The organism is Spongiactinospora sp. TRM90649 (assembly GCF_029382225.1).
Lineage (GTDB): Bacteria > Actinomycetota > Actinomycetes > Streptosporangiales > Streptosporangiaceae > Spongiactinospora.
Genome location: NZ_JARLTC010000012.1, coordinates 179,883 through 192,744, shown reverse-complemented (window position 1 = coordinate 192,744; position 12,862 = coordinate 179,883). Strand labels below are relative to the sequence as shown.

At 73.4% G+C, this 12,862-nt stretch carries 13 protein-coding genes; 6 read left to right on the top strand and 7 right to left on the bottom strand.

What is annotated here, in order from left to right; translation table 11 throughout:
- Window positions 1-25: 25 nt before the first annotated feature.
- Entirely contained in the window at window positions 26-2,551 is a 2,526-nt protein-coding gene (locus tag P3X83_RS17220) for a cation-transporting P-type ATPase (protein ID WP_277306104.1), read from the top strand.
- On the opposite strand, the gene P3X83_RS17215 is transcribed toward P3X83_RS17220, so the two are convergent.
- Window positions 2,546-4,747 (bottom strand): hypothetical protein, encoded by a 2,202-nt coding sequence (locus P3X83_RS17215; protein WP_277306103.1) that lies wholly within the window; start codon window positions 4,745-4,747, stop codon window positions 2,546-2,548. The two genes, P3X83_RS17220 and P3X83_RS17215, sit on opposite strands and share 6 nt — an antisense overlap.
- 141 nt (window positions 4,748-4,888) lie before the next feature.
- Between P3X83_RS17215 and P3X83_RS17210 the strand changes: the two genes are divergently transcribed.
- Complete coding sequence (locus P3X83_RS17210) at window positions 4,889-5,275, top strand: hypothetical protein (protein WP_277306102.1); 387 nt, start codon at window positions 4,889-4,891, stop codon at window positions 5,273-5,275.
- Window positions 5,276-5,286: 11 nt separating this feature from the next.
- Here P3X83_RS17210 and P3X83_RS17205 read toward each other — a convergent pair whose 3' ends face one another.
- Together P3X83_RS17205 and P3X83_RS17200 are read right to left on the bottom strand one after the other, a co-directional pair.
- Window positions 5,287-5,703, bottom strand: coding sequence for a VOC family protein (locus tag P3X83_RS17205; protein ID WP_277306101.1), 417 nt, complete (start codon window positions 5,701-5,703; stop codon window positions 5,287-5,289).
- 4 nt (window positions 5,704-5,707) lie between these two features.
- On the bottom strand, window positions 5,708-6,088 hold the full coding sequence (locus P3X83_RS17200) for a helix-turn-helix transcriptional regulator (RefSeq protein ID WP_277306176.1): 381 nt from the start codon (window positions 6,086-6,088) through the stop codon (window positions 5,708-5,710).
- Window positions 6,089-6,302: 214 nt separating this feature from the next.
- Between P3X83_RS17200 and P3X83_RS17195 the strand changes: the two genes are divergently transcribed.
- Complete coding sequence (locus P3X83_RS17195; RefSeq protein WP_277306100.1) at window positions 6,303-6,512, top strand: DUF4287 domain-containing protein; 210 nt, start codon at window positions 6,303-6,305, stop codon at window positions 6,510-6,512.
- A gap of 34 nt (window positions 6,513-6,546) precedes the next feature.
- On the opposite strand, the gene P3X83_RS17190 is transcribed toward P3X83_RS17195, so the two are convergent.
- The 3 genes from P3X83_RS17190 to P3X83_RS17180 all read right to left on the bottom strand — a co-directional run bounded on the left by P3X83_RS17190 (window position 6,547) and on the right by P3X83_RS17180 (window position 8,875).
- Window positions 6,547-7,749 carry a pyroglutamyl peptidase gene (locus tag P3X83_RS17190; RefSeq protein ID WP_277306099.1) on the bottom strand — a complete coding sequence of 401 codons (1,203 nt, stop codon included), beginning with the start codon at window positions 7,747-7,749 and terminating at the stop codon, window positions 6,547-6,549.
- A gap of 140 nt (window positions 7,750-7,889) precedes the next feature.
- On the bottom strand, window positions 7,890-8,222 hold the full coding sequence (locus P3X83_RS43325) for a hypothetical protein (protein WP_346742717.1): 333 nt from the start codon (window positions 8,220-8,222) through the stop codon (window positions 7,890-7,892).
- A gap of 59 nt (window positions 8,223-8,281) precedes the next feature.
- Window positions 8,282-8,875, bottom strand: coding sequence for an ABATE domain-containing protein (locus P3X83_RS17180; protein ID WP_277306098.1), 594 nt, complete (start codon window positions 8,873-8,875; stop codon window positions 8,282-8,284).
- A 90-nt stretch (window positions 8,876-8,965) separates the two neighbouring features.
- On the opposite strand from P3X83_RS17180, the gene P3X83_RS17175 reads away from it, so the two are divergent.
- Window positions 8,966-9,772: an MBL fold metallo-hydrolase gene (locus P3X83_RS17175; RefSeq protein ID WP_277306097.1), complete on the top strand. Its 807-nt coding sequence runs from the start codon at window positions 8,966-8,968 to the stop codon at window positions 9,770-9,772.
- 21 nt (window positions 9,773-9,793) lie between these two features.
- On the opposite strand, the gene P3X83_RS17170 is transcribed toward P3X83_RS17175, so the two are convergent.
- Window positions 9,794-10,363 carry a TetR/AcrR family transcriptional regulator gene (locus tag P3X83_RS17170; protein ID WP_277306096.1) on the bottom strand — a complete coding sequence of 190 codons (570 nt, stop codon included), beginning with the start codon at window positions 10,361-10,363 and terminating at the stop codon, window positions 9,794-9,796.
- 86 nt (window positions 10,364-10,449) lie between these two features.
- Between P3X83_RS17170 and P3X83_RS17165 the strand changes: the two genes are divergently transcribed.
- Entirely contained in the window at window positions 10,450-11,892 is a 1,443-nt protein-coding gene (locus tag P3X83_RS17165) for an alpha/beta hydrolase (protein ID WP_277306095.1), read from the top strand.
- A gap of 69 nt (window positions 11,893-11,961) precedes the next feature.
- Window positions 11,962-12,858: a universal stress protein gene (locus tag P3X83_RS17160; protein ID WP_277306094.1), complete on the top strand. Its 897-nt coding sequence runs from the start codon at window positions 11,962-11,964 to the stop codon at window positions 12,856-12,858.
- Window positions 12,859-12,862: the final 4 nt, after the last annotated feature.

The window sequence follows — 12,862 nt, the reverse complement described above, 5'->3', positions numbered from 1 at the left end:
AACGGGCGGGCAGAGAGGACGACAAGTGACACCCTCGTCCCCCGGACTGTCGTCGGCCCAGGCCGCGGCACTGCTGGAGAGGAACGGCCCGAATCAGCTCCCGCAACGGCCCCCCGTGCCGGTGTGGCGGCGTGTCGCCTCCCAGCTCCGCGACCCGCTGATCATCGTGCTGCTCATCGCGGCCGTACTGACCGTCACCACGGGAGACTGGGCCGACGCCTTCGTGATCGCGCTGGTGATCGTGGTCAACACCACGGTCGGGGTGGTCCAGGAGATCCGGGCCGACCGGGCGATCACCGCGCTGGCCGAGCTCGCCGCCCCGGAGGCGCGAGTCGTCCGCGACGGCCGTCAGCGGCTGATCCCGGCCGCCGACGTGGTCACCGGCGACCTGCTGGTCCTGGCCGAGGGCGATGTCATTCCGGCCGACGGCGAGACGGTGGAGTCCGCCGCCATGCTGGTGGACGAGTCCGCACTGACCGGCGAGTCGGTGCCGGTGGACAAAGGCGTGGGCGCGCCGCTCGGCTCGGGCACCGTCGTTGTGCGGGGCCGGGGCCGGGCGCTGGTCAAGGCGACCGGCGCGGCCAGCGCGAGCGGCCGGATCGCGGCCCTGATGGTCAAGGGCGCCACGCTCACGCCGTTGCAGCGCCGCCTGGCGGGGGTCGGCCGGATGCTCGCCGGGGTCGCCGTCCTGCTGTCGGCGGTGGTGCTGGCCCTGGGGCTGGTGCGCGGCCAGCCGGTGGAACTGATGATCGTGACGGCGATCAGCCTGGTGGTCGCCGCCGTGCCCGAGTCGCTGCCCGCCGTCGTCACGCTCAGTCTGGCTCTGGGCGCGCGGCGGATGGCCGCGCGCAACGCCCTGGTCCGCAAGCTGCCCGCCGTCGAGACGCTGGGCTCGGTGACCGCGCTGGCCACCGACAAGACCGGCACGCTGACCGAGGGGCGGATGGTCGCCCGGTGGCTCTGGACCCCGTCGGCGGAGGCCGCGGTCAGCGGTTCCGGCTACGCCCCGGAAGGCGAGATCGGCGACGGCGGCCCTGATCGGGCGGCCTTCACCGAGTTGCTGACCGCGGCCGTGCTCTGCAACGACGCCCGGCTGTCGCCGCCGAGCGGCGCGGACGGCGAATGGGCCGCGCTGGGGGACCCGACCGAGGCCGCGCTGCTGGCCGCCGCCGCCAAGGCCGGACTCGACCGCGCCGAGGTCCAGGCGGGCAGCTCCAGGGTGGCCGAGCTGCCCTTCGACAGCGACCGCAAGCGGATGAGCACCGTGCACCGCCAGGCCGCCGACCGTTTCCGGCTCATCTGCAAGGGCGCGCCCGAGGCCCTGCTCCTCCCCGGCGTGCTGGACGGCGAGCCGAAGACGCTCGCGCGGGCCGTCCGCCGTGCCGACGAGCTGGCCCGGGACGGCTACCGCGTGCTGGCGGTCGCGAGCCGTGACCTGACCGCCGTCCCCGAACCGGTGCGGGAGAGCGGCCTGACGTTGCTCGGGCTCATCGCGATCCTCGACCCGCCGCGCGCCGAGGCGGCCACTGCCGTCGCCGACTGCAAGCGCGCCGGGATCCGCCCGCTGCTGATCACCGGCGACCATCCGGGCACGGCCCGCGCCATCGCCACCGACCTGGGCATCATCGACGCCGGCGACCGTGTCGTGGACTGCCGGGTGCCCGGCGCCCTCGACGACGGCCAGGCCGGCGTCTACGCCAGGGCCACGCCGGAGCAGAAGCTCGACATCATCCGGGGGCTCCAGGATCGCGGCGGCGTCCTGGCGATGACCGGCGACGGCGTCAACGACGGCCCGGCGCTGCACCGCGCGGACATCGGGGTGGCGATGGGCAGGCGGGGCACCGAGGTCGCGCGGCAGGCCGCCGACCTGGTGCTCGCGGACGACAACCTGGACACCGTGGTCGCGGCCGTCGAGGAGGGCCGCCGGGTCTACGCGAACATCCGCAGGTTCCTGGTCTACGGCCTTTCGGGCGGTGCGGCCGAGATCGCGGTGATGCTGCTGGGGCCGTTCGTGGGGCTCCCGCTGCCGCTGCTGCCCGCCCAGATCCTGTGGATCAACCTGCTCACGCACGGGCTGCCGGGCGTGGCGCTCGGCGGCGAGCCCGGGGTGCCGGGGGCCATGGCCGGACCGCCCCGGCCGCCCGGTGAGAGCATCCTCGGCGCGGGGCTGTGGCAGCGCGTCGTCCGGGTCGCCTTCGTGCTCGCCGCGGTCACCCTCGGCGTCGCGGTGTGGGCCGCGCACACCGGGCGTCCCTGGCAGACCATGGCCTTCTTCGCGCTCGCCGCGACCCAGCTCGGGGTGGCGCTCGGGTCGCGGACCCGGCCGGGCTCCCGGGCCAACCCGCTGCTGCCGCTCGCCGTCGCCGGGGCGTTCGTCCTGCAGCTCGCCGCGCTGTACGTGCCGCCGCTGCGGCAGTTGCTCGGCACCCAGCCGCTGGTGCTCGGTGACCTGCTGATCGTCACCGCGCTGTCCGTGCTCGGCTACGCCGCGGCCCGCCTGGACCGGATCCTGCACCCGTCCCGGCACGACCGGCCGCCCGCCCGGTCATGACTCCAGCGCGCTGGGCTCCTCGGTGGGCGGCGGCGCGGGGTCGGTGGTGGGCGGCTCTACCGGGGCGGTCGGCTGCTCGGTCGGCTCGTCGGTGGGCTCGTCGGTGGGCTCGTCGGTCGGGGACGGCTCCGGCGGCTCGGTCGTGGGTTTCGGAGTGGGGGAGGGCGACTCCTTCGGATCGCCGGACGCGCCGGAGAGGTGCAGAGTCACCGCCGGACGGCCCGCGTCGTCGGGGATGGTCACCGTGCCGCTCTGGGTGCCGGGCCGGGTCGGGCTGAAGGTCACCTTGAACTCGCACGGGCCGCCCTGATTCGTGGGCGGGCAGGCCGTCAGGGCGGCGCTGAACTCACCGCCCGAGACCTTGATCCCGCCCTCGTTGTCGCAGGCCAGCCAGGGAAACGAGGCGGTGATCGTGCCCGTCGAGCCGATGGGGACCGTGCCGAAGTCGCGGGGGGCCATGGGGTATGCCGGGCAGGGGTCGCCGTTCTTGCCGCTCCCACGGGGGCCGCCGGTGGGGATCGTCCCCGTCGGCGTGGCGGTGACCTCCGGGGTCGCCGTCGGCGTTCCCGTCGGCGTCACGGCCGGGCTGACGAGTGAGGACGGCGATGCCCCCGGCGGCGGGCCGACCGCCTGCGGCACGACGGGCGGCTGGTTCTCGCGGGCCCCGGCCAGGCTCACCCCGGTGATCGTCCCGCCCACCAGCAGGGCGGCGGCGACGGCCAGGATGAGCGGCTTGGTCAGCACCGCCAGCAGTCCCGACTGGACCTTCGCCGCGCCCACCACGCCGTGACCCACCATGCCATGACCCGCCACCGCGGAACCGCCGCCGCCGAGATGGCCCACCGCGACCGCGCCTCCGGCCGCCGCGCCCACCGCCACGCCCGCCATCAGGCCGAGCGCCTGCCTGCGCACCTGTTCCTCGTGGGCGAAGTACGCCTGGTCGGCGTCCGCGCCGAGGCGGTGCGCCGCCGTCCCGCCGAGCGAGAGCACCTCCCGCCACAGGCCCCAGCGCAGCGAGCGGGCCAGCGCGGGCGCGGCGGCCCTGGCCAGGTCCCTGGCCGCCGCGAACCGCTGGTGGCCGACGGCGGTGCCGAGCACCCGCACGATCACCGGCGCGGCGCGGGCGACCTCGCGCGGCGTGGCCACGTGCGCCCACCGGGAGAGGGACTCGGCGAAGCCCGCCGCGTCCGGCGGCCGGACGCCCAGTGCCTCGGAGTAGTCGGCGAGCGTGTATCCGGTCGTGCCGCGCTGCGCCAGCCTGGAGCGCTCCAGCAGCGCGAGGACCTCAGAGGCGTCGGGCATGCCGGTCAGGCGGCCGAGCATGGCGGCGGAGACGGGGACGCCCGGCAGCGCGGCCAGCACGTCCAGGGCGCCGCGCGCGGCGGGGCTCAGGCCCGCGACCACGGAACGGGCCAGCACCTGCGGATCTACTCCGGACGGCCGCCGGGACACGCCTCCCAGCCAGGCCGTCGCCTGGAGCAGCGCGCCCGGATGGCCCTGGGCCGCGTGGCACAGCTCGCGGGCGGTGGGCAGATCGGCGCCGAGCGGGCGCGCCAGCTCGGCCTCGACCAGCGCCAGCGCGGCGTTCTCCGGCAGGCCGCGCAGTTCCAGCGCGTCGCCCTCGCCCCCGATGGTCCGGTGCGGCGAGGCGACCAGCAGGTCACAGGAGGGGAGGGCGTCCAGCAGGCTCTTGAGGTCTTCGGGGGAGCCCGCGAAGTCGTCCACCACGACCAGCGCCCGGATCGACGACATCAGCCGCCGCAGCCGCGCGGGCTCCGGACGGTAGTCCTCGGCGTCGTAGCAGGTCTGGAACAGCTCCTGAAGGACGTCCTCGGCGGGCAGCCCGGCCGCCTGCAGGAAGATCACGTCGGTGCCCGCGTGCGCCCGGTCGATCGCGAGCTGGCGCAGCAGCGCGCTCTTGCCGATGCCCGGCACCCCGTGCACCTGCACCGGCCGCTCCCGGCCGAGCCACTCCAGCACCGCCGCCAGCTCGCCCTCGCGGCCGATGAGCGGGCCGCCGGAGCGCGGCGGCGCGGAGCCGATCGGACGGCTGCGCCGCAGCGGCGGCAAGGGTGGCGGCTCGGTCCGGGAGACGACGACCGAGCCGCCGGCATTGATCACGACATTGTGGTCGCCGATGACGAGCTGACCGCTCAGCCCGCCTTCCACCCGCACGTCCGCCGAGTCGCCGTCCATGCTTTCCTCCTGCCAAGGAAATATGGCATGGACAGTGTAAACTGATATGCGGGGCTATTTCGCAGATATTTCGGGTTCGTTGGTTTTGGAGAGGGCGCGCGGATCATGGTGCAATCCCCGCAGGATCGAGTCTCCATTCACGTGGGCGGTGACCTGTCCGGCCAGGTGGTCGCAGGTGATCGCAATGTCGTCACGTGGAATCAGGTGAAACCGGATAATGTGGACATTGCTCGGCAATTGTCGGAGTTGCGCGCCGTTCTCGATGAACTGCGTGCGAAAGTCACGGCAGAGGGCGGCGTGGAGTCCGAGACCGGACTGCAAAAGATCGACGAGCTTGAGGAGGCCATTTCCGCCGACGAACCCGACCTGGCCACCGTGGAACACGTGGACGGCTGGTTCCGGCGGAAGATGCCCGCACTGGCGACCAAGGTCAACACGATCCTGCTCGGCCCGCTCGTCGCCAGCGTCATCGCCGCCGGGGGCGCCGCCCTGGTCGCCGAGTTCACCCGACGCCTCGGCGCCCCCTGACGATCGGCGACCTACTGCTTGCGCGGCTGGTTGAAGCGCACCATGTTGCCGGCGGGGTCGCGGAAGGCGCAGTCACGGACGCCGTACGGCTGGTCGATCGGCTCCTGCAGCACGTCGCCGCCGGCGGCGCGGATGCGCTCGAAGGTGGCGTCGCAGTCGTCCGTCGAGAAGATGACGGCCCGCAGCAGGCCCTTGGCCAGCAGCTCGGCCATCGCCTCCCGGTCGGCGTCGGAGGCGCTCGGGTCGGCGAGCGGCGGTTCGAGAACGATGTCCACGTCGGGCTGTTCGGGCGAACCGACCGTCACCCAGCGCATCCCCTCGAAGCCGACGTCGTTCCGCACCTCCAGGCCCAGGGTGTCGCGGTAGAAGCCGAGCGCCTTGTCGTGGTCGTCAACGGCGATGAAGCAGGTGGCGAGCTTGATGTCCATGCGTTCACGCTACGGGCGGGCGACCCGTTTTCGCTTCTCCGTTCCTGACCGGTCGCGTGTGGATCTTCGCGATGCACGCCGGGATGGCCGCGCCGTCCTCATGGTCACGCGCCCGGTACGCGCTCGGGCTCTCCCCGACCAACTCGGTGAACCGCGAACTGAACGACCCCAGCGACGTCGCCCCGACCGCGAAGCACACCTCGGTCACCGACAGATCCCCCCGCCGCAGCAACGCCTTGGCCCGCTCGATCCGCCGCGTCATCAGGTAGCTGTAGGGCGTCTCCCCGTACGCCGCCCGGAAACTCCGCGAGAAATGCCCAGGCGACATCAGCGCGACCCGAGCCAGGGCCGGGACATCCAGCGGTTTCGCATACTCCCGGTCCATCAGATCCCGAGCCCGCCGCAACCGGACGAGGTCCTCCAACGTCACCCCACCACCATGCCACACCCTCCTACCTGCGACGCGACCCGGTAAGGGCGGCTTGGCGGAGGGTGGGGAAGGTGATGGCGATGGTGAGGGTGGAGAGGAGGCCGACGGCGGCGTTGAGCTAACCTCACGACGGCGACCAGCGAAAACCTGACGAGAACGGAGCACCGATATGACCACGCCGCCGAAGGGCGATCCCAGCAGCTACTTCCCCTCGATCGAGAAGAAGTACGGCCGGCCCGTCCAGGAGTGGATCGACCTGATCAACGCGTCGCCGCTGACCAAGCACATGGAGCTGGTCGGCTGGCTCAAGGCCGAGCACGGCCTCGGGCACGGTCACGCCAACGCGCTCGTCGCCCACACCCTGGCGGGCCGGAAGTAGGCCCGCCCCTCTCTCTAGCCCGTCCGGGCGCCGCTCAGCCGCGCTTGGCGGACGCCGCCACCGCGACGATCGAGCGGACCTGGGCGATGATGTCCAGCCGGTTCCGCACGAACTCCGGGTCGGTCACCTTGCCGGTGGCCGGATCCGTGTTGCCCGCGCCGAACTGCAGGACCGGGGTGTGCACGTGGCCGCCGGGGATGTCCAGGCGGAGCCGGTCGCGCAGCAGGGTCGCCCGGTAGGCGATCTCGTTGGAGAGGTAGTCGCCGCCGGCGCCGCTGCGCGCGGCGGAGCCCTCGGTGGGGCCGTTCGGCCGTACGACGGGGGCGGTCTCACCCGCGGGGATCTCGGTCACCTGGGTGTTGTCGTACACCGGGAAGCGGCCGGTCTGGGCCGCCACGATGGCCCCGTACGGGAGCGTGGTCGTCGTCCACTGGGGCTGTGCGCCGGTGACCGGGATCGGCCCCGTCGAGGAGCGGTTGTCGTTGTCGGGGAACCCGCCCCGCCAGGCGCCGTTGAAGCGCTCGACGTCGAAGCGTCCCGGCCTGCCCTGGCTGACCGTCGTGAACAGGTCGGCCCTGGGCAGGTAGGGACGCAGCGCGCGCTCGACCATGCCCTGCGCGAAGTCGTTCCAGCGGACCGGGAACACGGCGGTCTCGATCCGGACCGGCCCGGCGTCCGTGCGCACGGTGGTGCCGTCGAGGGCCATCGCGGTGGCTCCGGACGGGTTGCTGATGCGGATGTCCCGGTCGAGGGTGAACGGGTCGAAGCCGGTGACCAGCACCCGCTTCACGCCCTTCCCGTTGGAGAAGGCGATGTCGTCGTGGCCGCGCGAGCCGCGCTCCAGGGCGTCGAGCAGCGCCGTGCGCCCGGCGTCGGTGAGGGCGAACCGAGGCCGCCACTGCCGCAGCGCGCCGGTCATCCCGAGCCGGGCCCAGTACAGCGGACGGTCGTCGTCGCGGCTCAGGTCGCCGCCGGGGGCGCCACGTCCCTGCGCCCGGTCCACCGCGCGCCGCCACAGCGCCCGCGCCTGGTCGGCGACGGCCCGCTCGGCCGCGCGGTACGAACGCGCGCCGCACAGCGCCCGCGTGAAGCGGGCGGCCACCTGGTCGAAGCCGGAGCGCTGGAGGATCTCCTGCGGGACGGCGCCGGCGAGGCGTCGTTCCTCGACGGTGAGGGACGCCGCGGCGTCCATGCAGCCGGTACCGCCGGCGGCGTATGCGGGCGCCGCAGCCGGCACGGTGCAAACGACGATGGAAACGCCCCAGATGGCAAGCCTTGCCCGCAGCGCACGCATTCAGGTTCCCTTTTGTCCGGCGGCAGTGGCCAAGGGACAAGTGTCCAGCGCTGTTGGGATCATGACAATAGAGAATGACCCGTTTAATACGTTATATGTGAATATGGGGAGCGGTTATAGGTCTGTGGTGCGTTCACGTTCACGTTCACGTTCCCGGCCATCCCCGGCCGTCCGCTGATCCACTCCGTGCGGTCCGGCACCGGCTCCGGGATCCACTCGCCCACGTAGCGTTCCCGCCGGGCCCGCGCCGACCCCAGCACGTCCAGGCAGATCCGGCCCGCGACCGTGGTCAGCCAGGCCCCGGGCGACTCGACGGCCTCCCGCCGTTCAAGCGACATGGCGTACCGGCGGGCGAGGGATGGCCGGTGAACGTGATCCTGCTCGCCCTGGTGGCGTGGGGACGCTTCGGCCCGCATTCCTTCGGAGCCTGAAGAGGCCGCGCACTCCGCGGGGACGCCGCTGGTGAGAACCTGGCTCAGGTCATGTCCGGGCGGGTGCGGCGGGCGTAGGCGCGGGCGGCCCGGGCGCGGTCGCCGCAGCGGATGGAGCACCACTGGCGGCGGCCGTGGCGCAGCAGGTATCGGATGCACGGCGGGGAGTCGCACCTGGTGAGGCGCTCGGCGTCGGGGCCGGTGAGCAGGTCGGCCGCGTTGGCCGAGAAGACCGCCAGGGCGCGGTCGAGGATCTCGTTGGTGGGGCACGGGGCCGCGCGGTAGGGGCCGTTCTTCTCGTCCCAGTACAGCAGGGCAGCCGTCGGGGCCCTGCTCATCGCGTCGTTGACGGCCGACAGCGCCGACGGCAGCGCGGGCAGTCCCGCGACGCGCGAGGCGAACAGCGACTTCAGGTGCTCGCGCAGCGAGCGCAACTGCGCCGCGCACACCTCTAGCAGCCCGGCGTCGGGCGGGGCCAGTTCGTGCGCTGTGAGCCACCTGTTCGCCGTCGCCGGGGTGCCGAGGAGATCGAGGAAGTGCCCGCCGGGCAGGGCGACCGCGCTGTTGACGAAGGCCAGGGCGACGTACTGGTCCGCCCCTGGTGCGGGTGGTGGCGCGGCGGTCATGGGATCCCTCATGCCTCTCATGTTACGACTTGCGCTTATCCGTGAGGAACCACTAGCGTCACTTCACGGATAGACAAACCATCATCCGTGAGGAGATTCTTCGTGGCTGCTGCCGGCACGACCAGCGAGCGGTTCCCGGTCCGCGTCCCCGGCGGTCCTACCGCCTTCTTCGAATACGCCGGGGTCCGGTTCCTCGTCGACCCCACCTTCGACGCTCCCGGCGACTACTTCGCGCCCGACGACCTGGAGAGGTCCCGGCCGCTGCTGACCAAGACCGTCGCTCCGACGATCGCGCCCGCCGACCTCGGGCGGATCGACGTCGCACTGGTGTCGCACGACCAGCACCCCGACAACCTCGACAACGCCGGACGGGCCCTGCTCGCCGACGTGCCGCTCGTCCTCACCACGCCCGGCGGCGGGGAGCGGCTGGGCGGCACGGCCAGGGGGCTCGCCGACTGGGAGTCGGTGGAGATCGACCGTCCAGGGGGCGGCACGGTCACGGTGACCGGGGTGCCCGCCATCCATGGGCCGGGCCTGAAGGAAGAGGTCGAGCCGATCACCGGGCAGGTCGTGGGGTTCGTGCTGCGCGCGGACGGCCTGCCGACGGTCTACGTGAGCGGCGACAACGCCTCGCTCGACGCCGTCAGGGAGATCGCCGGACGCTTCGGGCCGGTGGACACCGCCATCCTCTTCGCCGGGGCGCCCCGCATCGCCGTCCGGTTCGAGGGTGAGCCCCTCGTCCTGGACAGCGCCCAGGCCGCCGAGGCCGCCGAGATCCTCGGAGCCCGCCGGGTGGTCCCGGTCCACTACGACGGCTGGACTCACTTCACCGAGGGCCGCGCCGACCTGATCGCCGCCTTCACCAAGGCGGGCCTGGCCGACCGCCTGGACTTCGCCGACCCGTCCTGACCCCCCACCTCACCGCCGCCGTCATGGGCCTGTGCCGCTGAGGGCGCGGTGCTCGAAGAGGTCGGCGAAGGCGTCGGCCGCCGCGTCGGCGCGGGACGGGTTCGCGGCGGTGAGGCGATCCAGGGCCAGGCCGTCCAGGGTGGCGAGGATGAGGTCGGCGAGCGCCGTCGACTCCGACTCCGCCACGCCGAAGGCGACGAGGCCGGCCCGCAGCGGCTCGCGCCACGGGCCGCGCAGCCGTTCGACGGCGTCTCTCCACTGGGCCGGTTCCTTGGTGGCGAGTACGGAGAGGTCCAGGTAGAGCCGCGTGGCCTGGACGCCGGACGGGTTCGCCAGCGCCGACCACAGGTAACGCACCAGGTCCGCCAGGGTGCGCACGTCGGCGCCCGGCGGTTCGACGGACGCGGCCAGCCGTAGCTGAGCGAGGGCGAGGGCGTCGCCGACGAGGCGTTCCTTGCTGCCGAAGTGGTAGAGCAGCATGCGGTCGCTGGTGTTCAGCGCCGCGGCCAGGGGCCGCAGCGACAACCCGATCAGGCCGTGTTCGAGCACGTAGTCAAGCACGCGTTCGGCGAGCTCGGCACGACGGTTCATCACTGCACGGTAGCAGTCTCCCCAATCGATGCAGCATCTGCTACATTCTCGTGCATGTAGCAGGCGCTACAGATGGGGGAGCGACGATGACCCGACGAATCCTGCTCGCCGTCCTCGCGCCCGTGGCGTGGGGTGCGATCGCGGCGCTGACCACACCACGCGGTCCGCTGACCCCGGCCGGCGCGCTCGTCGCCATCGGCGCCGGGCTCGCCGTCGGTGTCGTAGCCGGGTATCTCACCAGGTCGCGGTGGGCCATGGCGGCGACGCCGACCCTGTTCGCCGTGGTCTTCGAGGTGCTGCGGATCCGGGCGGTGGGGCCGAGCGTCGACGCGCCGCACGGCGGGTTGTTCGGCGTGCTGGCGTTCGTCTCCGGGCGGGGCGTGCACGCGCTGCTCGGCCCGCTCCCCATGCTCGTCGGCGCGGCGTACGGCGCGGGCCTCGCCCGTCCGGCGTCCCGGGCCTCAGGGGCGGCCCGGGCCGGCCGGATTCTCGGCCGGGTCGTGATCGGCGTGCTCGCGGCGGTCGTCGCCGGGACGGCGGCCGGCGTCGCGATGCCCGCGACCACCGCCCCCGTCGCGGGACCGCGCGCCGTGGCGGAACTGACGACCGTCGATAGCGGTTCGCACCGGCTCGGGCTGATGATCCGTGGCGCCGACACCGCCAAGCCCGTCCTGCTGTTCGTCCCGGGCGCGCCCGGCGCGGCCGAACGCGGCGCGGTACGGAACCACCTGTCGGCGCTGGAGAGTCACTTCGTGGTCGCCACCCTCGACCGGCGCGGTGGCGGCGCCTCCCTCTCCGCGATCGAGCCCACCGCCACCTGGACCCCGGAGAGCGAGGCCGGCGACGTCCTCGCCGTCGCCGGTCGGCTCAGGGACAGGTTCGGCGGCGGGCGGATCTACCTGCTCGCGCACTCCGGTGGCACGCTGCCCGCGGTGCTGGCCGCGCAGCGCCGTCCCGACCTGTTCCGCGCCTACGTCGGCGTCGGCCAGGCCGTCCACACCGGCGAGGCCGACCGGGCGCAGTACGCGGACACGCTCGCCTGGGCGCGCGGCCACCGCGACACCGCGCTCGCCGCCGCGCTGACGGCCGCGGGGCCGCCGCCGTACGGCAGTGTCCACGACTACGAGCCGATGCTGCTCGCCGAGGGCAAGGTCTACGCGGCCGGGGCGGGGGCCAGGACCCAGGGCGGCCTGGATGAGAGCATGCGGGCGCCGGAGTACTCACTTCTGGACAAGGCCCACCTGTTCGCCGGGTTCCTCGACGCCTTCGACATCTACTATCCGCGGGCGCGCGACATCGACCTGCGGGCCCGCGTCCCGAGCCTCGCCGTCCCCGTTCACCTGATCGACGGCGACGCCGAGGTCCCGGCCCGGCTGCGGCTGACGCGGGAGTGGTACGCGGCGCTGCGGGCGCCCGCCAAGGAGCACGTCGTCATCCCCGGCGCCGGGCACCGTTCGCTGTTCGAGCGGCCTGACCGGTTCGCCGACATGCTCACGCGGCAGGTCGCCGGTTCCTGGCGAAGGTCGTAGCCGATCAGGACTTTCGGCCCTGACCTGGGTATTTCACCTGGCAGGAGTATGTAGGTGAGGTGATGGGCCATGACGAAGTCCCTGGGAGTGGTCGTCGGATACGACGGCTCCGACTTCTCGATGCAGGCGCTGGACTGGGCCATGGACGAGGCCGAACTGCGGCAGACGCCGTTGACGGTCGCGCACGCGTGGCGCTGGCCGTACGGCGAGGCCGCCGACGAGGCCAAGGCTCACCTGCGCAAGGCCGCCGAACACGTGCTCTATCACGGAGCCGACTGCGCGCGTGCCTCCAGCGCGATCGGCGAGGTGCGCACCGAGCTGCGCGAAGGACCCGCCGCCGCGCAACTGATCGACCTGTCCGCCGGGGCCGACCTGGTGGTCGTCGGCTCGCGTGGGCTCGGCCGGCTCGCGTCCACGCTGCTCGGCTCGGTCGCCGACGAGGTGTCCCAGCGCGCGCACTGCCCGGTCGTGGTGGTCCGGGGCCCCGGCCCGCTGCCGGTGGCCGAGCACCCCGGCCCCGTGGTGCTGGCCCTCGGCGACCGGCCGCACGACGAGAGCATCGCCTTCGCCTTCCGCGAGGCGGAGCTGCGCAGGATCGGCCTGGTGGTGGTGCACGCCCAGATGCCGCCCGTGATGGCCTGGGGTCCGGCGATGGCCCCCGTCCCGGACTTCGAGACGCTGATCGGCTCCGGTGAGCGGGCCATGACCGAGCGCCTGGAACCCTGGCGGTCGGCGCATCCCACGGTGCGGACCGAGATTCGCTTCGCGGCCTCCACTCCGCTCGACGCCGTCCAGACCGCCGCCGGCACCGCGAGCCTGCTGGTCGTCGGCGCGGGGCACCGGGCCGCCCGCCTCGGCTCGCTGCCGCGCTCGGTGCTCCGCCACGCCCCCTGCCCGGTCGCCGTCGTCCCCCGCGTCCCTGTCACAGCCGAGCGCGAACGGGAGAACGCGGGCGCGCGAGCCTGAGGAG

What these genes read in the sequence shown, in the direction of transcription:
- P3X83_RS17215 (WP_277306103.1), bottom strand. Translation starts at nt 4,747, where the DNA reads ATGGACGGCGACTCGGCGGACGTGCGGGTGGAAGGCGGGCTGAGCGGT.
- P3X83_RS17205 (WP_277306101.1), bottom strand. Translation starts at nt 5,703, where the DNA reads ATGGACATCAAGCTCGCCACCTGCTTCATCGCCGTTGACGACCACGAC.
- P3X83_RS17200 (WP_277306176.1), bottom strand. Translation starts at nt 6,088, where the DNA reads ATGGACCGGGAGTATGCGAAACCGCTGGATGTCCCGGCCCTGGCTCGG.
- P3X83_RS17195 (WP_277306100.1), top strand. Translation starts at nt 6,303, where the DNA reads ATGACCACGCCGCCGAAGGGCGATCCCAGCAGCTACTTCCCCTCGATC.
- P3X83_RS43325 (WP_346742717.1), bottom strand. Translation starts at nt 8,222, where the DNA reads ATGCGGGCCGAAGCGTCCCCACGCCACCAGGGCGAGCAGGATCACGTT.
- P3X83_RS17180 (WP_277306098.1), bottom strand. Translation starts at nt 8,875, where the DNA reads ATGAGGGATCCCATGACCGCCGCGCCACCACCCGCACCAGGGGCGGAC.
- P3X83_RS17170 (WP_277306096.1), bottom strand. Translation starts at nt 10,363, where the DNA reads ATGAACCGTCGTGCCGAGCTCGCCGAACGCGTGCTTGACTACGTGCTC.
- P3X83_RS17165 (WP_277306095.1), top strand. Translation starts at nt 10,450, where the DNA reads ATGACCCGACGAATCCTGCTCGCCGTCCTCGCGCCCGTGGCGTGGGGT.
- P3X83_RS17160 (WP_277306094.1), top strand. Translation starts at nt 11,962, where the DNA reads ATGACGAAGTCCCTGGGAGTGGTCGTCGGATACGACGGCTCCGACTTC.